Here is a 21,642-nt window from a genome sequence, read left to right on the forward strand (position 1 = left end):
GTTCCCTTTCGGAGGAATCAGCGCTCGGTGAACGCCCTGGACATGCTGTCGGTGATCGGCTTGACCAGGTAGCTGAAGAAGGTTCGCTGCGCCGTCTGGATCATCACCTCTGCCGGCATTCCCGGGGTCGGGTGGAATCCCTTGACCTTGGCGAGTTCGTTCGCCGGAATGTCTATACGCGCCAGATAGACATCATGGGCCGGCATGCCGGGTTTGCTGTCTTCGAGCGCATCGGCCGAAATGTAGAACAACTCGCCATGCAGCACCGGCGTCGTCCTTTGGTTGAGGGCGACCAGGCGAACGGTCGCCGTCTGCCCGACCGCGACGCTGTCGATGCTGTTGCGCGGGATCTGGGCTTCGATGATCAAGGGCACGCCCTTCGGCAGTATTTCCAGGATTCCCTTGCCGCTTTCGATGACGCCGCCTGGCGTGTGATAGTAGGTGCGGATCACCGTGCCGGTGACGGGTGCGATGATCGTGACGCGCTTCAGGATGTTCTCGGCCTGACGCGCCTGCTCCCGCACCGTGTCGAGATCGCCCTGGATGGCCTGCAGCTTGTCCAGCGCGTCTTCCCGGTAGGAGACCTCGGCGCGGCTGACTTCCTGCTGGCCCTTGACGATCTGCGCCTGCGTCTCGGCAACCTCGGCCTCCAGCCTGCCGATCTGCCCCTGGGCGTCGGCCATCGCGCGTTCGAGCGCCTTCATTTCGGTCAGCCGCAGCAACCCCATGCTCACCAGCTTTTTCTTGTTCTGGTGCTCCTCCCTCAGCAGCGACAATTGCTCGATGACCGCGTCCCGTTGCCGGTTATAGCCGACGCTGCGGAATTCCAGTGCCTTGATGTTCTGGCTGAGCAGGGACAGCTCGTTGGATTGCTTCATCCGCTGGGCTTTGAAGTTGAGCTGCTGGTTGACGATGATCGACCAGACTTCCGCGTCGCCGCGATACTTGTCCAGCAGTTCGGAAACCTCCATCTGCTCGTCGCCCTCAAACTGCGAGGTCAGGCGCGCGACGGTCGCCTCAAGCCGGATCCGACGGAGGAACAGTTCCCGTTCCTTGGCCAAGGCAGCCGTCTCGTCGAGCTTGATCAGCGGCTGGCCTTCCACCACCTCGTCGCCCTCGTTGACCAGCAGTTCCTTGATGATGCCGCCTTCATAGTGCTGGACGACCTTGTTGCGCCCGGTTGCGACAAAGCTGCCCTGGGCGATGACCGCGGCGGCCAGCGGGGCAGTGAACGCCCAGACGCCGAAACCTCCGAATGTCGCGCACAACAGGATCATTCCGACCGCCAATTGCTTCCGGATCGATCGGGGAACGTCCGCGTACCACTCGATGTCATGGACCTTGGCTATATCGGACATGCTCGGAGAACTCCTACTGCAACAGATGGCCGAACGAGCCGGTTTCGGTGTTGATTCCGCGCGCCTCCAGCGCCTTCAACACGTCCTGGCGCATGCCGAAGAGCGCCACCGTGCCGTTGACCATCAGCAGGACCTTGTCGACGCTGTTGAGAAGGGACGGACGCTGGGTGATCGTTATCACCGTGATCTTGTGGTCCTTCGCATGCTGCAATGCGCGCGTGAGCGCCGCGTCGCCGGCACTGTCGAGATTCGAATTGGGCTCATCGAGCACGACCATGCGGGGGTCACCGAAGAACGCGCGGGCCAGTGCGATTCGCTGCTTCTGGCCGCCGGAAAGCGGTGCTCCATCGGCCGCCACGATCGTCTCGTAGCCATGCGGCAGCGTGGCGATCATTTCGTGGACGTCGGCCAACATTGCTGCCCTGTAGATCTGTTCGTCGGTAGCATCCTCGCGCATGCGGGCGATGTTCGCCTTGATCGTACCCGGAAACAGTTGCACGTCTTGCGGCAGGTAGCCGATGTTCTCGCCGAACTGCCGCTGGTCCCAGTTCCTCAGATCCATCAGGTCGAGGCGAACGTTGCCAGACGTGGGCAGGATCGAGCCGACCAGCATCTTCCCCAGCGTTGTCTTTCCCGCACCGGAATTGCCGATTACCGCCAAGGAATCGCCCGGTTGCAGCGCAAAGGAAATGCCGTTCAGCACAACGCGCTTGGTGCCACCGGGCACGTAGAGCAACCGCTCGACGTCGAGCCGGCCTTCCGGCCGCGGCAGGTTCAGGCGTTCGAAATTCAGCGGCGAGGCCTTGAGCAGGGCCGTTATCCGCCCATAGGCGGCACGGGACTGGCTGTACTGGTGCCAGCCTTCAATGGCGCCTTCGATGGGGGCCAGCCCGCGGCCTGCGATGATCGACGAGGCGATCACCATGCCGCCGGTCATTTCGCCCTGAATGGCCAGATGCGCCCCCCATCCCAGCATGGCGACCTGTGCCAGCAGCCGGACGCCCTTCGAAGCGGCCGCCACGGCGATGTTGCGGTCCTGGGCGATAACCTGCGCTTTGAGGGAGGCCGCCGTATCCCGTCCCCAGATCTGCACCGCCTCCGGTATCATCGCCAGTGCATTGATGATCTGTGAGTTGCGGGACATCGACTCCAGGTGGAGGTTGGCCTTCACCTGCGCGGTGTTCGCTTCCGCAAACGAAGCTGCGGTCAGTCGCTGATTGATGAGCGTAAAGACCAGGAGCATGAGAGCGGTCGCAATCACGATGGCCCCGAGATGCGGGTGGATCAGAAAGACAGCCACCACGAAGAAGGGCGCAAGCGGGGCATCGAGAAACGACAGAAGCGTTCTGGATACCAGGAACGAGCGGACCTGCTGGAGATCGCCCAGCGTCTGGTATTCCCGGCCGTTCGAGTTCAGGGACGCGCGCGCCGCGGCACTGAGAATGGGAGCGCCCAGCTGCGCGGCGACCTCGACCGCCGTGCGCATCAGAATGAAGCGGCGAATGGCGTCAAATATCGACTGCAGGACGATGGCGCCGACAATGACCAGCGTCAGCATGATCAGGGTGTCCATCGATCGGCTTGTCAGAACCCGATCCGATATCTGGAACAGGTAGATCGGAATCGCCAGCACGAGAATGTTGCTGGCGAGCGTAAAGATCATGACGACGACGAGGTTGCGCCGAACGGCATCGACGCCTGCCTTGAGACTGGCGGAGAAATCGACGGGACCGAGGCGTTTGTGAAATGTGCCCCCGCCGGAACCCGTTCCCTTGCCGCCACCGCCGTTAAGGGTCTTGTTGGGACGGTGCTCGTCGGTCTTGATCGGCCCCGTGTCACCCTCGATCGTTACGATGCCCTCCGGGCCCTTGGCCACCGTCTCCTCCCGCTTCACCGGGGCAGGACGAGCTTTTCCGCTCGGCAGCGCCCGTTCATCGGCTTGCACCGCATCTGAACCAGACGTGCGCGCCTGCGCAGCCGATGCCGTATTTTCCGACCGCTGCGGCGGTTGCGCGGCGGGATCGTGCCCAGGTGCCTGCAATGGTGCGGCGACGGCTGGCCCGCCTTGGGCAGCCAGGGCCGGGCTTCGTTCGGGGAGTTCGCCAGCCTTCGGGGCGGAAGCGCCATTTGCAACTGCCGTGACGCGTTCCGGTGCCTTGACTGAGCTGCTATCGGATTTGGTCTGTGCCGGTTTAACATGGCCGATCGACCGATGCGTCTCGGCATCGCCGACCTGCGCGCTTGCCTGCGGGGCCGCGCGAGATTCCGCCTGCCGCGGATTTTTTAGGGCAGGCGCGAGCGCTGTAACGGTCGCAACGAACTTGGTCGGACCCGATTCGTTTCCGCCAGCGCATGAAGAAGGCTTGGTGATCTGCGGGACCGGTTCGGGCCGGGTAGCCAGAGGCTGGATCGGCGCCTCTGCGGTGAAATCAGGCAGGACTTGATCCGAATCGGCCGGCGCAGGCTGGAAGCTCCTGCGGGCGCTACTCCAAAAGGGGATGTCGACCGCGCGGTCGTCTGTATTAAAGGTCTCGCCAGGCGGAGAATCTTTCGCCGGCGAGGGCCGTTCGTCGGCGGCAGGCGGATCGACCTTCTGGATCAGCGACAACAAAGGCGGTTCCGGTGGCCCCTCTGGCGCTGGCTGTGCGGGTTCAGCATGCGGGTCGATGGCCGCCGCGTCCCGGCATTGCTGTACGGCCTGCTCGAACAGTGCATAGGCATCCGTCGAGTCGGCAGCCCTCCTCCGATGGTCTGACATCGTTTTCCCCTCAATGTCCGAGTAGGTGTTGCAGCCCGTCGTCCGTCTGCCCTTCGTGGGCGGCAGGCAGGTAGACGCCCGGTGCTGCTTCGTGGGCGGGCTCGAGCATCGAATCGTCGAGGAACAGTACGGCCTCGCTGACCAGTGCGTCGGCACCGGGGCCGCCGAAGTCGGGCTTGTTCGAGATCAGTTCCGCCTGGACGAGTGTTTCCTGGGAGTATTTTTCGCCTCCGACATAGGTCTTTCCCAAGGAGTCCAGGTCAAGGATGACTGCGTGATTGATGAGCGCATTTCCGCCGGTCGACACGGCCCAGTCCGCATCCAGATGCGGTTTCAGCTGGTCCATCGACAGAGCGATCTGGTCGCTGTCGCCCAGGATGCTCGTCTGCTTGATATATTGCAGATTGAGCAGGTCACCATTGATGTAGAGAACCCGCAAGCCTTCCAAGCCGGTGAAGGCATCGTCCGTCAACACGCCTTTGGAAATGCTGTTGCCGCCGTCTGCGAGATCGTTTGCGAGGGTCAGATACTTGCTCGACAGGGCTTCAAAACGGTCGGCGCCGCCAATGTTGGCGATATAGGCGTCGTTCCACAGCAAGTTCCCGCCGGTGGATACCGAGCCCGTACCCGTCGTATGGAATCCGGGAAGCGCGCCCACGACGTCGTTGTCGAACAACACGTTGATCTGTTGGATCAGGTTGGCGTCGTACACGGAGCCACCAACGATGATCAGATCGTAGGCGAAGCCAAGGTCGAGAATGGACGTCTGGTTGACCCCCAGATTACCGCCGCTGATGACGCTCGTGGTGACCCCGGACGAAGACAAAACACCGATATCGTCGTCGGTCTTGAAGATGAATTGTTCCAGCCAGTTGACCATCAGCAGGTCGCCGTCGATCTTGGTGATCGACCAGTATTTGGGAAAGCCGCCTAGATCGGCACCGGTGTCGTCATCGGTCGATTTGTCGATGCGCTCGAACTCGGCAATGTTGAACAGCTGGTTGATCGTACCGTTGCTCGACCAGTCCTTGATGCCGGCGCTGATCGTGTCGACGTCCCACAGGACGTTGACCTGGACGATCGCGTTGATTTCGTAGTAGTTGCCGACGACAGCGGTGACCTTGGCCCCGGTCCAGAGGTTCTTCAGAATGGCTTCGTTGACCAGCGTATTGTCGCCTGCGGTCAAGGTGACGGAAGCCTCGACCTTATAGGATCCGTCCTCGCCGACCGTCACGTTGCCGGTCCAGGTGTCGCCGTCCGGCGCCTCCTCTTCCTCGTCGTCGAAATCGTAGTAGTCCTTCAGATCGGGTGCTTCGTCGACGAGTTCGCCGTTGACATAGATGCCCTGGAGGGACGTCGACTGGGTGACGAAGACCTTGAAGGGGCCGTCGTGATCGGCGTCGACCTGTTCCAGTCGCGTCCCGGCCAGCTTGATCGTCTCGATGATCTCCGCGCTCGATCCCGGCCGTTGCAGGTCGCCGATCGGCGACAGCGAATAGGCCATCTCTGCCGCATCGAGCATTTCCGCGCTGTCGACCGGATTGGGCGAGAAAACCAGGCCGTGCCCGCCGACGCTGAAATAGTCGTTATCGGAGAGCAGGATCACCTGGTTGACGTAGGTGACTACCGAGCCGATGGGATCGATTTCCGGCATAACGACCGTGTTGGCGGCGATGCCCGCAGCGAAGCCGTGCGGCGTGTGCCAAGGCGGTTCGGGGAAGGGGAAGGACTCCAGGTTGAACGGCGTTGCCGGTAACTGCGGGAGTGGCAGTTTCCACGGCGGCACATAGATGAGCTCAGGCCCCGGGGAAAAATACTTCACGCCCGGGTCATAGCCAAGAAAGTCATAGGGCGCCGCAAACGGACTTTTATCGGGGAGGGGCGGGGGCAAATCCGCATCCACGGACTTGTGGGCCCGGAAATCGTCGTAGGCCTCCCTATGCATTGCGCGTTCAGCATTGAGCTGGAACATGCCGATGAAATGGGCGATCTCCTCGGTGATCTTGTCCATTGCCGTCATGACACGCGACCCTTTCGACGTTTGGCCGTTAGGCGAGCCCTGCAGCCTGGAAGGGACTGCACGGTCAGATCAAACGAAAGTGGCTTCGCCCAGACCGGGCGAAGCCACTTCATCGCGTCATGCGTCGTCGTCTTCACCAACAACGGTGTTGACGAGGTCTCCCCCGACCACCGTCATGTCGACTGCGTTCTGCTGCAGGTTCGCGCCGAGCACGATTTCCTGGTTGAAGGCACTGAGGTGTATCGCAGCGTCGGCCGAAGCGTGGCTCGTGCCGGTGACGTAGCCGTCATCGCCATTGTTCGAGCCCCACGAGCCGCCGTTGCCACCGGCGCCGCCGTCACCATTCGTCGCCGTACCACCGGCCGCACCTGCACCGCCGTCCCCACCAAGGGCCCAGCCGCCATAGCCGTCGCCGCCGATACCGTCGGCCCAGGCGCCACTGAGGGCCAGGCCACCCGTGCCGCCGTCGGCCGAGGCGTCGCCGCCGATGCCGTCGCCGCTGTCCGCATAGCCGCTGACCGCGCTGCCACCGGTCCCGGCACCGCCGGCACCACCGGCACCACCGGCACCAGAACCGCTACCTGTACCGGTGCCGGTTCCGCTTCCGGATCCGGTCGCGCTGCCGCCGGCACCGCCGTCACCGGCATCCGTAGCACTTCCGCCAGCACCACCAGCTCCACCGGCACCGCCGGTGCCACCGGCACCGCCAGCACCTCCGCCGCCGCCAGCACCGCCATCGCCGCCGTTGCTCGAGTCATCGACGCCCGATACGGCCGCGGCGAGAGCCGGGCTGAGGAAGCCGAGGAGGTTGCCGGCCGCCGCGCCGGCATCGCCGGTCGTGGTCGTGCCGCCGGCAGCGCCGTCGCCGCCGTCGCCGCCATCACCGCCTTCGCCACCGTTGGCGTTGCCGCCATCGCCGCCTTCGTCGCCGTCGCCGCCATCGTTGTCGCCGCCGTCGCCGCCTTCACCGGCCAAAGCCAGGCCGGCGCCAAGTCCGAGACCAAGGCCAAGGCCGAGACCGACACCGGCACCGCCCGCACCGCCCGCACCGCCTGCGCCTGCGCCGCCGGCGGCATCGCCACTATTGGCGTTGCCGCTCGAGCCTGCGCCGCCGGTTGCCGCCCCACCATTGGCGGTGCCGCCAGTTGCACCACTGCCAGCGGTGCCACCGCTGCCGTCGCCGCCGAGGGCGAAGCCGCCGAGCGCAAAGCCACCATCACCGCCGTCGCCGCCGTCGGCGTCGGCATCGTCGCCGCCCGAACCGCCCCTGCCGCCAGCCGAAATCCCCTCATCCGCGTTGGCCGTGCCGCCGGACGCGCCGAGGTTGAAGTTGGCCGTGCCGTCATTGGAGACGCTGGCGTTCTCGACCGTGTCGTTGTCCTGCAGGTTGGCAACCTGGCTGAAGACGTTCGCTACGTTGTTGCCGTCGCCGCTGAAGGCATTGTTCAGGATGTTGTCGAACTGGATGTTGAACAGCCCATCGATCGAGTTGTTGTTACCCGTCTGATCGATGTCGGCGAAGTCGTTGTCGGTCGGCTCGAATCCGTCGAGGTTCACTCCGACGTCCACGGTGACGCCGACGGTCGTGGCATTGGTGTTCGAGTTGGTATTGGCGTTGGAGTTTTCGCTCGAATTCCAGTTGCCGTTGCCGTTCAGGTTGAGGTTTCCGTTCCCATTAAGGTTCAGGTTCCCATTGCCATTGCCATTCAAGTTCTCGGATTCGCTTGTCTGGGACTGATCCTGAGTGGATGTCTGGTCCTGGGTGGACGACTGTTCCTGCTGCTGCTGCTCCTGCTGGCGCTGCTGCTCTTGCTGTTGTTGTTCCTGTTCCTGGGAAGGATCGTCGTTGATAAGATCCCAGTTGGTCCGGCCTCTGTCAGCCATAGCTCTATCCTCTGTCGCTGAGCCGCTGGCTTGACCGCCATTCATCTTCTTGGGGTCATCACCACGCGGCGGTTGAACATGAGTCGTGCTTTTTGGTTGCGCCGGGCGCGTTCTCGCGGCCGTGCACCACTAACTGGAGGATTTTTTCCTCCCTCCGGATTTGGGTCAAAATGGAATAGGGCTCAAACGGGGTCCATCTGGTCGTAACCGGGGCATATCCGCCTCGCTTCCATTCCATGTTTTGACCCAAGCCCGGCGCAATAGTCTGTTGGGAAGGAGCGATCGTTATAGCTGACCATTGGAGTTAGGGGGTATGATCGTGCTGCATCTACGGGGTACTCGAATGGACCCTAGTACTGCCGTTGATAGAAGGGGTTCGCTAAAAGATTTCCGCGGAACCGTGAATTCTGGTAAGGATGCCTTTGCTCGGCACCTTCCTTATGACCTAAGGAAATACTACTAACGGCTATGCCTTGTTGCGAATTTCTCCGCTGCCGTATTGCAGTTACGGACGTTACCCTTTGGATTGTTCTGGTGCGCGAGACATCATTGAGGTTGATGCGATCAGACTGATAGCAATATCCGGATGTGGTATCTCGGGTATGCTTTGCGGATGTATTTGGAGGGAAAGGAATGCCGAAGTTTCAGGAAATACTCCTGTTGGTTGGGCAGCTAAACTACACTTGGACAAACACGGAGAGCCTTCTGATCCACATGATTGCCGGCCTTGCCCAGGTCGACAAGGAGACGGCCATCGTGATCTTTCTGACCTTGAATACGACCCGCGCGCGTCTCGACCTGGTCGAGCGCCTGGCGAAGATGCAAAAAACATCGGCTGAATGCCGCAACGACGTGCTGGATGCGACGAGACGGCTGAGCGACCTGTCGAAACTGAGAAACAAGTACAATCACTGCATCTATTCGTTTGATCCGGACAGCGGCCAGGGACTGACGCAGCTCATGCGGATATTCGACAGCAAGGACGACGTTAAGTACGGCAAAGTCGAAGCACTCGACACCCTGGAGATGGCACGGATCAAGGAAAGCATTCGCTCACTGATCGACCTCAATCACAGGCTGTGGGACATTACTGAAAAGTATAATTTTCCTCGATAGGTCTGCGGCACGACGGAGCTTCTGACGCCGGTCCGCAGCAGTTGGTGACCTTCACAGCGCTCCGATGGCGGCAAGGCAGATTGCCTAGCTGATCCGCAACGGAAGTGATGCGAAGCCGCTCGCCGGGTAAATGGCGCGTACGCCGCCGCCGGGTATCGGCGCGATGTGATCTGTGCCCGCGAGCAATTCTTCCATGACCACACGCAGTTCCATCCGAGCCAAAGCCGCACCGGGGCAGACATGGATCCCGGCGCCGTAGAGCAGGTTCTGCGAAGGGTCGCGATCGAGGCGAAATTCTCTGGCGTCATCGAAGGCGTCCTCGTCGCGGTTGGCCGAGGCCCAGATGAGCGTGATCCGTTCTCCAGCGGCAATCCTGCGCCCGCCTATTTCAACCGGCTTTGTCGCCACACGCCGGTTGGATATCAGCGGTGCGTGCAGCCGCAGGATCTCGTCGATGGCCGGAAGTAAACGGCCAATGTCCCGGCGGAGCTCCGCCTGGAGTTCGGGGCGATCCGCCAGGAAATCCGCGACGATGCCGACGCAAGCCGCGATGGTGCCAAGCTCGCCCACGGTCCAGTTGCGCAAGATGCTGACAATGGCGTCATGGTCGAGTGGTTTGCCGTCGATGGTCTGTCGGAGGAGGCTGGTGGTGATGTCGTCCGGTGCCGCCGAACCGGCGTGCTCCCGTTCGTTCAACTGGCCCCGGATATAGCCGTCGAACTCCAGCGCGATGGCCGCCATGGCCTCCGTATTGCGGGCCAGGGTGGCCTCCTGGTTCTTGCGGACCCACTGGCGCAGCGGACCGTGCAGCGAGGCTGGCCACCCGAGAAAGGCGCACTGGATCCGGACGGCGTAGGGATCAGCGAATTCGCTGACGGTTTCGGTCGCGTGGCCCTTTTGCAGGCCGGCGACCAGTTCGCGCGCGATGGCCCGACATTCAGGCTCGAAGGCATCGACCCGTTCCGCCGTGAAATAGGTCTCGATCATCCGTCGGTAGGGGGTGTGTTGCGGCGGGTCCATGCCGTTGGGCACGGATGGATGTCGCGACGCGGCATTGCTGAACGTCCCATGGTCCATGAGTGCCGTCAAAACGTCCTCATGTCGAAACAGCGACCAGCCGAGATAATCGCTATGGGCAACGGGACAGGTTTGGCGCATGTGGTCATAGGCCTGGAACTGGTCGTTCAGAACAGCTTCGCTGCGGGGGTCCCAATCGAAGGCAGATCCGCCCGACGGCCCATTGGTGTCGCATTCCGTGCCGGTTGCTGATTTCATCTGTCTCGCCCCCTCGTGTCGATCTCCTACCATCTGTGGGAAAGTCGAGCCGTGCGTTCTTTGCCGTGGCGCAAAGAGTGTTACGCAAATCCTGATTGGCCGTTGGGAAAAGGCCGTGAACAACACCCCTTATAATTGCAGCGACCAGGACCGGGCTGGGATGCCGCGAGCAAAGGCACGAGCCGATTATCGCGATACGTGCCGCGATAATCGAAGCGCTGCGCGCGGCCGCGCTCCGGCATGTCCGGCCGCCTATCTGACGCCGTGACGCAGGAGCAGCGGCCCGTAGAGCACGACAAAACCGAGGAACGCGACGATCCAACACGCCCCGGAAAGCGGCAGGAGCACCATTGTGAGTTCAGGCGCAAGGGCTGCGACGATCCGTGCCAGCGCGGCAAGGACAATCGGCACATAGATGGCCAGGACCGTCGATGCGGGTGCACGCAGCATCTGGCCGCTGTGCCCGCGTGTGGCTCGTGTCATCACCGCGAGCGTCATGCCGCCGATCGCGCCCACCGTCCAGGCATGGATGCCCGCGGTGCGCAGGCCGATGTCGCCCGACAGCAGGGCTGCGCCCGTCAGCAGGAAACCGGCTGGAACGAAGAAAAACGCCACATGCAGCACCGTCACCAACGGCTCGGAAAAGGTGCGGAGCGGCGCCCAGCGCAGTTGCCGCGCGAACTGCGCACCGGCAGCAAGCAGCATCAGGATGCCGGCCGGCCAAACGAAGGCCTCGAGGCGTGCGGCGATCGCCCACGCGGCGAAAGCCAAGAAGGCGAGGGCCATGCCGGCCATGTCGAACCGGTCGAAGGACGATGGCATTCTGCCCGGAGTTTTCTGGCGCAGCCAGTTGCCGGTAAAGGCCGGGATGATGCGTCCGCCAATGATGGCGACGAGCATGATGATCGTGCCGATCGCCAGCCGATCGGCTATCTCGGCGAAACCGTAGCGGCTCACTTCGTAAAAGAACAGAAGCTCCGCGGCGAACAACGCGCCGAGGGCAACAACGACCTTGTAATTGCGCCGGTTGCCCGCAACCACCAGTTCACGCAGGACGAAGATGGCAAGGACCGGCAGGAACCCTGCAGCCACCACCATGGCCGCATCGGCTCCGATCCAATCCGAGCAGGCGATCGCCACGCGGCCGGCCAGCCAGAGCGCAAAAAGCAGAAAGAGCGGCCAACCGGACAGCGGCTTGCGACCGGTCCAGTTCGGAACCGCCGTCAACAGAAATCCGGCGATAACCGCCGGCACGTATCCGAACATCAGTTCGTGTTGGTGCCAGGCGACCGGCGGCATTGCCGACGGCAGCTGCGTCAAGCCGAGAAACCACGGGACCCAAAGCGCCATCATCACCGCCGGCTGGAGGGCACCGAAGAGGAAGAAGGGGCGGAAGCCCGCCGAGAAGAAGCCCGCAACTGCGGAAGACGGTTTTGTCGGGGCTTGACTCGCCATGGTCAGTTTCCTTCGGTGATGGCGTGAGCGCGCCGGATGGGATGCAGCGAGGCGGTCAGTGAGGTGTGTTTCCGGCTCATGCAGCAATCTTTTAAAATGATCAAAGCCATGAATAGGGCCTCCGTCGGGCGCCTTCTTTGCGAAAACGCAAGTATGCGGGTGCGCTGCTCCAACGGGGGTCCGGGGGAGATCCGACGAGGGCAGGGCGGCTCGCTGCGCTCGCCACAGCCGATGGCAATCCGGTGCGGATCCGTGGACGACGGGATGGCCGGGTGATCGATGAGAGGCTTACGGGCCAAGTCGAGGACGGAGACGAGGGACATGACATGCACCATTCCGGGGCGGCCGATCCCGCCCCGGATCGATGGTCGTCGCGCCTATGCGGCGGCTTCCGCCAACCGGGAAGGTTGCGTGTCGTGCAAGTAGGCGATGAGATCCTCGATCGTCACGAGGCACAGGCCATGCTCTTCGGCAAAGATCTCGAGATCCGGCAAGCGGGCCATGGTGCCGTCGTCGTTGGCAATCTCGCAGATCACGCCGGAGGGGGTCTTACCGGCAAGGCGGCAGAGGTCGACGGCAGCCTCCGTGTGGCCGGGGCGGCCGAGCACGCCCTGCGGGTTGGCCCGCAACGGAAAAATATGTCCCGGCCGGGCGAACTCCTCCGGCCGCGAAACCGGATCGACCAGAGCCCTGATGGTTGCGGCACGATCTGCAGCCGAGATCCCCGTCGTCGTTCCGGGCAGGTAGTCGACCGAAACGGTGAAGGCGGTCTTGAGCGATTCCGTGTTGTTGGGAACCATCAGTTGAATGTCCAGCGCATCAAGACGGGCACCTTCCATCGACACGCAGATCAGGCCGCGAGCCCTGTTCATCATGAACGCGATCTTGTCAGCCGTCGCATCCTGCGATGCAAAGACGATGTCGCCCTCGTTTTCGCGACCTTCGTCGTCCACGACAATAACCATCTCCCCGCGGGCAATGGCGGCGATCGCATCTTCAATTTTATGGATAGTCATACTTCGGTCTTTCAAGGGTTGGGCCGGATCCCGGCCATTGTTGCGCCTTCGCGCCTGCGCGCATCGGCAAAACTTCCCTTGGGCGAACAAACACCGTCGCGCCTCCGCGAGGAGTGCTGCAGTGACCTTGCTCTCTTTCATCCGGACTATACCGTCGGCTCCGGCATCGCACCGGATCTGCTGACCTTCCGGTGAGACCGGAAGCGCTCGCGGGCTCCGGAATGTCTCCCGATACCGCCGGTGGGGAATTGCACCCCGCCCTGAGAACGCCGCGAAGATAGGAGCAATCGACCGTAAATTGCAAGGGGGCGCGTCCCTCGACGCGAAGATGCCCCGTCGCTAATCCACGCCGAAAATGCTACTGGTCCTATTGCCATTGAACGGCCCTTTTCGGGAACCATATAGACATCATGTGCTTGGAAACATTCGTCAGGATATCGAGGCTCGCTAAGGAAGCACCCGGCTTGTCCCGGTGCGGGCCTTTCTGAACCAGACGCCGCACACTTTTCCGCCCCGGGATCCTCATCATTTGCGGTTCGTTCTCCTGCAGCGCGCAAGCGCAGCACTGATTGGGCCTGTCAATGGGTGTATCTCCCGCCTTCCAGACCTCCATCTTCTGTCATCGCTTTCACCCTGCACGGCTCGACGCTGTCGGCGGGGCAAGGGATCCGTTGTCCATTTTCAAGATGACGGGCAAGGCGGTTGGCGACCGGCGATACATGGCGTCGGCCAGGTCCGCGATCTTTGCATTCCAAAACGGCGCAACCGTCGGCGATGCCTTCGGGTTGCCGCGGCTCTAGTCGAGCCGGGCAACCCGAACTTTCGACACCCTTAAGCGTAATATGAGGCTGCAAGGCAGCCTGAGAAAATCGTTAGGAATAGCCGTGACCCTTTGGACCGAACTGGCACGCGCCAGCAACTCTGCTGGCGACGAGATCATCCTGCGTACACGAAACGAACTGTTCGAGATCCGCTACAATGGATTGGAACTGATGTCGAACCTCAGCCACCAATCCGAAGACATCCTGGCGAAACGCTCGCTGAGGCTGCATGGTGCGCCGGCACGCAGGATCTTCATCGGCGGCCTTGGCATGGGCTTCACCCTGAGGACGGCCCTCAAGCACATGGAGCGGGATGCAGAGATCGTCGTGTGCGAACTGATTCCGGAAATCGTTGAATGGAACCGAACCCATCTTGGGCACCTCGCAGACCATCCGTTGCAAGACCCCCGTGTCAAAATTCGGGTTGGTGACGCGATGGAGGTGCTGGGGGAAGAGCGCGAACCCTTTGACGTGATCCTGATGGACACGGACAACGGACCTGACTTCACCGTGCGAGCGCCGAACGAAGCAATCTATCAGAGCTCCGGCATCGGGCAGATAAAGCAGGCCCTGAAGCCTGGTGGCATCGGCGGCTTCTGGTCCGCCACAAGCTCGCCTGGGTTCGAGCAGGAACTCAACAAAACCGCCTGGTATTGGAGACGCGACGAGGTGCCGTTGATCAGCGGACGGGTCGATGCGTTCCACTATATTTACTTCGCCAGCGAAAGCCCCGCCAAGGTCGGCTTTCTGCAGGCTGGATAAGACAAATTGACGAGCGTGCCGCTGCGTTGTAGCAGCAGCGGCATGCCGGTCTGGTGGCACCAGTTTGGCAGTTCCCGACTGATGTCGATAGAGAGTTTGATTTTCCAAAGGTCTCCACTGTGAGAGTTTTCCCCACCTACCAGCGCTACGCCATCTTTGCGTTTGTGGCGCTCCTCGCGCTTGCCTCTATCATCGCGGCAAGCCTCTACAGCCCATGGATGTGGATCTTCGCCGCAATATTCGTGGCGCTGACGCTTGTCGGCTTGCGCGACATTCGGCAGTACAAACATGCAATCCTGCGCAACTATCCCATCATTGGACACATGCGCTTTATATTGGAGAGCTTTCGTCCCGAGCTGCGCCAGTATCTGATCGAAAGCGACCGGGACGAGGAGCCATTCAGCCGGCAGGATCGTGGTCTCGTCTATCAGCGCGCCAAGGGCGTCGAAGACAAGCGGCCCTTCGGCACGATCGAGAACGTCTACGGTTCCGGCTATGCATGGCTGACCCACTCTGCCGCGCCGACGGAGATCAAGACGACCGACTTCCGGGTCAGGATCGGCGGGTCTGCCTGCAAGCAGCCCTACAATGCCAGCCTTTACAACATATCGGCGATGAGCTTCGGTTCGCTGTCGGCAAATGCGATCCTCGCGCTGAACACGGGCGCCAAGAAGGGCGGGTTCGCACATGACACGGGCGAGGGCAGCATCAGCCGCTACCATCGCCAGGGCGGCGGCGACCTGATCTACCAGGTGGCATCCGGCTACTTTGGCTGCCGCAACGACGACGGCACCTTCTCACCTGAACGGTTTGCCGAGCTGGCCGCCGATCCTCAGATCAAGATGATCGAGATAAAGCTCAGCCAGGGCGCCAAGCCCGGCCATGGCGGCATGTTGCCGGCATCGAAAATCTCAAAGGAGATCGCCGAGGCCCGCGGTATTCCGATGGGGGTCGACTGCATTTCCCCCGCAGCCCACAGCACCTTCTCGACGCCGGTCGGCCTGATGGAGTTTGTCGGGCAGCTGCGCGACTTGTCCGGGGGTAAACCGGTCGGCATCAAGCTCTGCATCGGCCATCGTCGGGAATTTCTGAGCATGGTGAAAGCGATGCTCAAGACCGGAATCATCCCTGACTTCATCGTTGTCGACGGCAAGGAGGGGGGGACCGGTGCGGCACCCGTGGAGTTTGCCAATCGTGTCGGCATGCCGATGCTGGAAGGCCTCACGTTCGTCCACAATGCCTTGCGTGGCGCGGGGATCCGGCACGAGGTCAAGATCGGCGCCGCCGGCAAGATCATTTCCGCCTTCGACATCGCCCGCACGCTCGCCCTGGGGGCGGACTGGTGCAATTCGGCCCGCGGCTTCATGTTCGCAGTGGGCTGCATCCAGGCCCAGTCCTGCCACACCAACCATTGCCCGGTTGGCATCGCCACCCAAGACAAGCTCCGCCAAAAAGCAATCCACGTCGGCGACAAGAGTGACCGGGTGGCACGTTTCCATCGCAACACGATGAAAGCACTGGGCGAGATCGCCGGTGCGGCCGGGCTTGGCAATCCGAGCGACTTCATGCCCTACCACTTCATGTTCAGGCAGAAGGACAATGAATTCCTGGATGGGAATGAAGCCTATCCCTATCTCCCCGAAGGCTTCCTGCTCGCTGACGAGGAAATTGAAGGCCTCGCCGACTGGCACAGCCGTTGGGACCGGGCGTCGGCGGACACGTTCGCCCCGCCGGAAATTCCACACGGGCCATTTACGGCGCGCAAACGCGTCGCCTGAGGGCTGGCCGCAAGACTGCTCCGGTTCTCGATATGTCCTGCGTCCAAGATGACCGGGATATTTCGATAGGGTTCGGAGGGCTGCACGGCCCTCCGAACCGCAAGCACCCGCGGGTGCTGTCCTCGCGCTGGACAGCCCAATAGCCGTGTCCGCGACACCTCCAAATCTCGACGATACTTATAGAGAATATCTGCGGGAGGTCTCCGCCCGCGTTAGAATGGTGCTGCAGAAAAGGCCGAGCAATAGCTGCGACCCGCGCCGACCGGCGGCGTGCGATCGATTTGACGGCAAGCCCGGGTGACGCCACACTTGAAACGGCTCTGCGCCGCGATCCTTCAGCTCGGCGTCAACCTCTTGGCCCTCGCATATCTGCCGTTCTTTTCGGCCGACATCGCTGGGGCGAACAGGGCGGCGTGCCGCTGCAAAAACGGGTGACTACCATGGAATGGTCCGTAAAGCTTGGAACTGTCCGCGGCACCGCCATTCGCATGCACATGACTTTCCTGCTGTTGCTCGTCTGGATCTGGCTCATGCATTACCGGATCGGCGGAGCACCGGCCGCCTGGGAAGGCACGGTCTTCGTCGTCTGCGTGTTCGCATGTGTGGTGCTGCATGAGTTCGGGCACATTGCCGTCGCGCGCAGGTTCGGGATAAGGACGCCCGACATAATCCTTCTGCCCATCGGCGGCGTGGCGCGACTGGAGCGCATGCCGACCAAGCCGTTCGAGGAGCTTCTGATCGCCATTGCAGGTCCCCTCGCCAACGTGGTGATCGCGGCCCTGCTCGTGGCCGTTATTGGCGGTGCGGTCGGTTGGGACGAGTTGACGGCGCCCGAAGATCCCAGTGTCAATTTCCTGGTCCGGCTCGCCGGCGTGAACGTTTTCCTCGTTCTGTTCAATATGATACCGGCCTTTCCCATGGATGGCGGCCGCGTGCTGCGGGCAGTCCTGGCGATGCGCTGGTCCTGGGGGCGCGCCACAAGAGTTGCTGCCAGAATCGGCCAGGGCGTCGCCTTCGCGATGGGCATTGTCGGACTGTTCTATAATCCGCTGCTCATACTGATCGCGGTCTTCGTCTATCTCGCCGCACAGGCGGAAGCGCAGGGCAGCGATCTGGAGGCGATCTCCGGCCAGGTCGCAGTCGGGGATGTCATGGTGACCAAGTTCGCCGTGCTTGAGCCATCGGCGCGCTTGGAGGATGCCGTCGAGCTTCTGCTCGCGACGAGCCAGAACGAGTTTCCGATCGTCGGCGCCGACGGCACGTTCGAGGGATTGCTAACCCGCGACGGCATCATTGCCGCCATGAAGGAGGGGCGGGCGCACGCATCCGTACGCAGTGCGATGCGTACCGACATCCCGATGATTGCCAGGGACACTGCGATCAACGAGAGCCTCCGCATCATGCAGGCTGCAAACTCATCCGCCGCTGTGGTCGTCAATCGGGATAAGCGTCTCGTCGGCCTGATGAACCTCGAGACGATCGGGGAATTGCTGATGCTACGCGCGGCCGCCGAGGACTTCCACTTTGATACCCTGCGCCGGCACCGGACCAGACCGTAAGCTTGAGTCGGCAGTGACACTGTTCAAAGCACGTGCCCGCGATCGGAAGCACATTGTAAAGCTCTCTGGCACCCGTCGTGCCGGTAAGCTCGGCCTGATCCGGCACGGGGTCAGCGCGCTCACGCTCGCGGGCTGGCAGGCTCTTGTCCCAAGCAGTCAAGAATTGCTGCGGATCGATCAGGTAACACTCATCTGCGGCGCATAGTGTTGTGTCGAAGACTCTGTACATCCCCACGAGCACCAGTCGACGTGAACCTTGCTAAATCCCAGCGCCATCACAGCGGCCGCGCTGGAAGCAGAGGGCGGCATCGCCAATGCATTGGGTGGCGTCCGGGAAAGAACAGTCGCATGGAAAAGAGATCCCGGCTGGCTTGACTGGCCTAACCAACGCCTCTAGTAAGTTGTAGGCCTAACCCTACAATTTGGATGCCATGCCAAAGCCAGATCCAAAATCATCCGCCTCGATGTCCCTCCTGGACCTGCCCGGGCCTGACGTCCCCATTCGCGGCTTGCGTCATCCCGGTCGCTGGATCAGCGGCGGCCTCGTCATCCTGCTGCTCGCCGTGATCGGCCGCGCCTTCGCGGTCGGGCAGATCCAGTGGACCGTGGTCGGGGAGTTCCTGACGGCCGGCGTCATCCTAACCGGCTTCGGCTGGACGCTGCTGATCTCGGGCTGCGCGCTGGTGCTCGGCGTCGCGCTCGGCTTTGCCTTCGGCATCATGCGCCTGTCGGAAAACCCGATCCTGCGCCTTGCCGCCTGGCTCTATGTCTGGGTGTTCCGCGGCACGCCGGTGCTGCTGCAGCTGCTCATCTGGTTCAACATCGCGCTCGTCTTCCCGCGGCTCTACATACCCGGCCTCGTCGATGCGCGCATGGTCGACGTGGTGACGCCCTTCGTGGCCGCCGTTCTCGGCCTCGGCGTCAACGAGGGCTCGTATCTGACGGAAGTCGTGCGCGGCGGCATTACCTCCGTCGATCGCGGCCAGAAGGAAGCGGCCCATACGCTCGGCATGACGCCCAGCCAGACGATGCGGCGCATCATCCTGCCGCAGACCCTGCGGCTGATCCTGCCGGTGCTCGGCAACAGCGCCAACGGCATGCTGAAGTTTTCCTCGCTCGCCGCCACCATTGCCATGGGCGAGATGCTGAACGCCGCCCAGCGCATCTATTTCATCAACGGCGCCGTCATCGAGCTGCTGTTCGTCTGTGCCGTCTGGTATCTGGCCGGAACCACCGTGCTTTCCATCGGGCAGTATTATCTCGAACGCCATTTCGGCCGCGATGCCGAAGCCACCGTCCGCAAGCCCAGCTGGTTCAAGGGATGGGCGCGGCGTTCTGTCGCCTCGGGGGAAGCATGAGTCTCGCAGTCAAGGCGGTCGGAATCCGCAAGAGTTTTGGCGATCACGAGGTACTGAAGGGCCTCGACCTGGAAGTCGCCTATGGCGAGGTGCTGTGCATCCTCGGCCCGTCGGGCAGCGGCAAGAGTACCTTCCTGCGCTGCATCAACCACCTGGAGACGCCGAACCGCGGCTATGTCTGGGTCGACGGTGCCATCATGGGATACGAGTTCAACCGCGGCGCCCTGCAGGAACTGCCGGTCAAGCGGCTGCGCGCCCAGCAGAGCCAACTCGGCATGGTGTTCCAACATTTCAACCTGTTCGCGCACCGCACGGTGCTCGGCAATGTCATCGAGGGCCCGATGGTGGTGCGCGGCCTGCGTCGCGCCGAGGCCGAGGCCCGCGCCATGGAGCTGCTGGAGCAGGTCGGCATGGCCAACAAGGCGTCGAGCTATCCCGCGCAGCTGTCCGGCGGCCAGAAGCAGCGGGTGGCAATCGCCCGGGCGCTGGCGATGGAGCCGCGCGTGATGCTGTTCGACGAGCCGACCAGCGCGCTCGACCCGGAACTGGTGGGCGAGGTGCTGGAAGTCATGCGCAACCTGGCGCGCGGCGGCACCACCATGATCGTCGTCACCCACGAAATCGGCTTCGCCCGCGAGGTGGCCGACCGCGTCGTTGTGATGATCGATGGCGAAATTCGCGAAACGGGTAAGCCGGAGCAGGTGCTCAGCAATCCCGGCGATCCGCGCGTGCGCACATTCCTCAGCCGCGTGCTGGCCTGAAGTTCAAAGCTCAACAATGGGAGAACAGAGAATGAAACGACTGCTGCCTATGGTCCTGGGGCTCGCCTCCGCCACCTTCCTCAGCCTCGCCGCGAGCGGTGCGGCCCATGCTGCCGCCGACGAGAAGCTGGCCGCTGCCGTGCCGGATGCCGTGCGCGACACAGGCAAGCTCAACGTCACCATCAGCCTTGCCTATCCGCCGATGGAATACAGCGACGCCGGTTCGACGGAGCTGAAGGGCTTCGACATCGATCTCGCCAAGGCCATCGCCGAGCGCCTCGGCCTGACGGCGGACTTCCAGAACGTCGAGTTCCCGCAATTGATCCCGCAGGTCGTTACCGGCCGCTCCGACCTGATCATGACCGCCTTCTCCGACAAGGTCGAACGCCAGACGCAGCTCGACTTCATCGACTACTTCAAGACCGGCAACGTCTTCTACTCGACCGCCGACCACCAGGACGAGATCAAGGTTGAGGCCGACCTCTGCGGCAAGACGGTCGCCGTGGCGACCGGCACGAGCTGGGTCACTTGGGCCGAAGAACTCGGCAAGTCCGCCTGCCCAGCGGACAAGCTGATCAACGTCATCCAGATCCCGACCCAGGCCGAGCACATCATGCAGATCCGCCAGGGCCGCGCCCAGGCCTCGGTGATCGGCCTCGAAGGGCTTCTCGACCTGATGAAGCAGGAGCCGGGCAAGTTCTACCAGATCGGCGAAGTGGCCGAAATCAACCACTACGGCATCGCCTTTGCCAAGGCGAACGGCGAATTGCGCGATGCCGTGCTGGCCGCACTCAACGCGATCAAGGCCGATGGCACCTACGAAGAGATTCTCGACCGCCATGGCCTGAAGCAAGCCGGCGTTGAGGAATTCACTGTAAACGGCGCCAAGAAGTAACGGAACCGCGCCGGAGCCTGACCTTGACCCATCTTTCCACACCAGACACCTCCACCGCGACGGGCGAACGCCCGGATGACAGGCTGTGCCGGTTGCGCCTCGATCTCTACTCGAGCGAGCAGCTCTACCGGCAGCTGTATCGGGCGCTCCGCGCCGCGATCCTCAGCGGTGATTTCTCCGAGGGGGAGGCTATCCCCTCGGAGAACCAGTTGCGCGACCAGTTCGGCATTGCCCGGACCACGGTGCGCAACGCGATGGCGCTGCTGGTGTCGGAAGGATTGGTCCAGCAGGTTCGCGGCCGTGGCACGATCGTGTCGCATCGACCGGTCAGCCACAGCATCTGGAACTTCGGCAGTTTTACGGAACTGGCGCGTCGGCAGGGCCAGCGCCCGGTGACCCGGGTGCTGGAGCACAAGGTGGAGAACGGCGAGCTGCTGCTGGTCCGCGCCCGCGGGCTTGCCAACGGCGAGACGATCAGCTGGCTGAACGTCGACACGTCGCAGCTCGACCTTGGCCTGTATCCCGGCATCGACGCCTACGATTTCGCGGCGCAATCGCTCTATGAGGTGTTGCGCCGCGACTACAACCGCCATCCGGTCCGCTCGGAACTGCTGCTGACCGTCGTGCCGCCGTCCGATCGCCTGCGGGAGGTCTTTGCCCCGGCGGCGGACGTGCCGGGCTACCTTTGCGCCAGCGGGGACGTGCTCGATGCCGACGACCGGTTGGTGGAGCGCACCTCGATCGTCTACTCGCCGGCGGTCCAAATGAAATTTGCAACGCGCTGGGGGCGCGATACCGCGCCAGCCTGACAGCGGCGTGACGCAGG

Annotated in this window: 15 protein-coding genes and 1 riboswitch; of the genes, 8 read left to right on the plus strand and 7 right to left on the minus strand. The window is 62.5% G+C overall.

Translation table 11 applies throughout. The features are described 5' to 3' along the window. Positions 1–17: 17 nt before the first annotated feature. The 4 genes from AC1DDS_RS08650 to AC1DDS_RS08665 all read right to left on the minus strand — a co-directional run bounded on the left by AC1DDS_RS08650 (position 18) and on the right by AC1DDS_RS08665 (position 8,020). Positions 18–1,358 (minus strand): HlyD family type I secretion periplasmic adaptor subunit, encoded by a 1,341-nt coding sequence (locus AC1DDS_RS08650; protein ID WP_477478506.1) that lies wholly within the window; start codon positions 1,356–1,358, stop codon positions 18–20. 13 nt (positions 1,359–1,371) lie between these two features. Beyond that, the gene (locus AC1DDS_RS08655; protein WP_477478636.1) at positions 1,372–3,564 is read right to left on the minus strand and encodes a type I secretion system permease/ATPase; all 2,193 of its coding nucleotides are present in this window, start codon (positions 3,562–3,564) and stop codon (positions 1,372–1,374) included. 562 nt (positions 3,565–4,126) lie between these two features. Continuing rightward, on the minus strand, positions 4,127–6,136 hold the full coding sequence (locus AC1DDS_RS08660; protein ID WP_477478507.1) for a hypothetical protein: 2,010 nt from the start codon (positions 6,134–6,136) through the stop codon (positions 4,127–4,129). A gap of 117 nt (positions 6,137–6,253) precedes the next feature. Further along, a complete protein-coding gene (locus AC1DDS_RS08665; RefSeq protein WP_477478508.1) occupies positions 6,254–8,020 on the minus strand; it encodes a hypothetical protein in 1,767 nt (588 codons plus the stop codon). 633 nt (positions 8,021–8,653) lie between these two features. On the opposite strand from AC1DDS_RS08665, the gene AC1DDS_RS08670 reads away from it, so the two are divergent. Then, positions 8,654–9,136 (plus strand): hypothetical protein, encoded by a 483-nt coding sequence (locus tag AC1DDS_RS08670; RefSeq protein ID WP_310417535.1) that lies wholly within the window; start codon positions 8,654–8,656, stop codon positions 9,134–9,136. Between the two features lie 84 nt (positions 9,137–9,220). Here AC1DDS_RS08670 and AC1DDS_RS08675 read toward each other — a convergent pair whose 3' ends face one another. From AC1DDS_RS08675 to ribB, 3 genes are all read right to left on the minus strand, one after another. After that, entirely contained in the window at positions 9,221–10,411 is a 1,191-nt protein-coding gene (locus tag AC1DDS_RS08675; RefSeq protein WP_477478637.1) for a cytochrome P450, read from the minus strand. Positions 10,412–10,663: 252 nt separating this feature from the next. After that, positions 10,664–11,866 (minus strand): NnrS family protein, encoded by a 1,203-nt coding sequence (locus tag AC1DDS_RS08680; RefSeq protein WP_477478509.1) that lies wholly within the window; start codon positions 11,864–11,866, stop codon positions 10,664–10,666. A 377-nt stretch (positions 11,867–12,243) separates the two neighbouring features. After that, positions 12,244–12,882: a 3,4-dihydroxy-2-butanone-4-phosphate synthase gene (gene ribB / locus AC1DDS_RS08685; protein WP_477478510.1), complete on the minus strand. Its 639-nt coding sequence runs from the start codon at positions 12,880–12,882 to the stop codon at positions 12,244–12,246. A gap of 125 nt (positions 12,883–13,007) precedes the next feature. Further along, positions 13,008–13,154: riboswitch (FMN riboswitch) on the minus strand. A 570-nt stretch (positions 13,155–13,724) separates the two neighbouring features. Between ribB and AC1DDS_RS08690 the strand changes: the two genes are divergently transcribed. The 7 genes from AC1DDS_RS08690 to AC1DDS_RS08720 all read left to right on the plus strand — a co-directional run bounded on the left by AC1DDS_RS08690 (position 13,725) and on the right by AC1DDS_RS08720 (position 21,625). After that, entirely contained in the window at positions 13,725–14,465 is a 741-nt protein-coding gene (locus AC1DDS_RS08690; RefSeq protein ID WP_477478511.1) for a spermidine synthase, read from the plus strand. Between the two features lie 119 nt (positions 14,466–14,584). Next, the gene (locus AC1DDS_RS08695) at positions 14,585–16,243 is read left to right on the plus strand and encodes an FMN-binding glutamate synthase family protein (protein ID WP_477478512.1); all 1,659 of its coding nucleotides are present in this window, start codon (positions 14,585–14,587) and stop codon (positions 16,241–16,243) included. A gap of 440 nt (positions 16,244–16,683) precedes the next feature. Beyond that, positions 16,684–17,802, plus strand: coding sequence for a site-2 protease family protein (locus AC1DDS_RS08700; protein WP_477478513.1), 1,119 nt, complete (start codon positions 16,684–16,686; stop codon positions 17,800–17,802). Between the two features lie 464 nt (positions 17,803–18,266). Beyond that, positions 18,267–19,160 (plus strand): amino acid ABC transporter permease, encoded by an 894-nt coding sequence (locus tag AC1DDS_RS08705; protein WP_477478514.1) that lies wholly within the window; start codon positions 18,267–18,269, stop codon positions 19,158–19,160. Continuing rightward, positions 19,157–19,921 carry an amino acid ABC transporter ATP-binding protein gene (locus AC1DDS_RS08710; RefSeq protein ID WP_477478515.1) on the plus strand — a complete coding sequence of 255 codons (765 nt, stop codon included), beginning with the start codon at positions 19,157–19,159 and terminating at the stop codon, positions 19,919–19,921. Before AC1DDS_RS08705 ends, AC1DDS_RS08710 begins: the two co-directional genes overlap by 4 nt. 31 nt (positions 19,922–19,952) lie before the next feature. Then, on the plus strand, positions 19,953–20,816 hold the full coding sequence (locus AC1DDS_RS08715) for an ABC transporter substrate-binding protein (protein ID WP_477478516.1): 864 nt from the start codon (positions 19,953–19,955) through the stop codon (positions 20,814–20,816). 23 nt (positions 20,817–20,839) lie between these two features. Next, on the plus strand, positions 20,840–21,625 hold the full coding sequence (locus tag AC1DDS_RS08720; RefSeq protein WP_477478517.1) for a GntR family transcriptional regulator: 786 nt from the start codon (positions 20,840–20,842) through the stop codon (positions 21,623–21,625). Positions 21,626–21,642 lie beyond the last annotated feature (17 nt).

The organism is Mycoplana sp. 10N416 (assembly GCF_056394765.1).

Bases quoted from the DNA above. Each gene is read 5' to 3' on its own strand.
- ribB (WP_477478510.1), bottom strand. From the start codon at position 12,882: ATGACTATCCATAAAATTGAAGATGCGATCGCCGCCATTGCCCGCGGG.
- AC1DDS_RS08675 (WP_477478637.1), bottom strand. From the start codon at position 10,411: ATGAAATCAGCAACCGGCACGGAATGCGACACCAATGGGCCGTCGGGC.
- AC1DDS_RS08700 (WP_477478513.1), top strand. From the start codon at position 16,684: ATGGAATGGTCCGTAAAGCTTGGAACTGTCCGCGGCACCGCCATTCGC.
- AC1DDS_RS08680 (WP_477478509.1), bottom strand. From the start codon at position 11,866: ATGGCGAGTCAAGCCCCGACAAAACCGTCTTCCGCAGTTGCGGGCTTC.
- AC1DDS_RS08690 (WP_477478511.1), top strand. From the start codon at position 13,725: ATGAGGCTGCAAGGCAGCCTGAGAAAATCGTTAGGAATAGCCGTGACC.
- AC1DDS_RS08710 (WP_477478515.1), top strand. From the start codon at position 19,157: ATGAGTCTCGCAGTCAAGGCGGTCGGAATCCGCAAGAGTTTTGGCGAT.
- AC1DDS_RS08670 (WP_310417535.1), top strand. From the start codon at position 8,654: ATGCCGAAGTTTCAGGAAATACTCCTGTTGGTTGGGCAGCTAAACTAC.
- AC1DDS_RS08705 (WP_477478514.1), top strand. From the start codon at position 18,267: ATGTCCCTCCTGGACCTGCCCGGGCCTGACGTCCCCATTCGCGGCTTG.
- AC1DDS_RS08665 (WP_477478508.1), bottom strand. From the start codon at position 8,020: ATGGCTGACAGAGGCCGGACCAACTGGGATCTTATCAACGACGATCCT.
- AC1DDS_RS08650 (WP_477478506.1), bottom strand. From the start codon at position 1,358: ATGTCCGATATAGCCAAGGTCCATGACATCGAGTGGTACGCGGACGTT.
- AC1DDS_RS08660 (WP_477478507.1), bottom strand. From the start codon at position 6,136: ATGACGGCAATGGACAAGATCACCGAGGAGATCGCCCATTTCATCGGC.
- AC1DDS_RS08715 (WP_477478516.1), top strand. From the start codon at position 19,953: ATGAAACGACTGCTGCCTATGGTCCTGGGGCTCGCCTCCGCCACCTTC.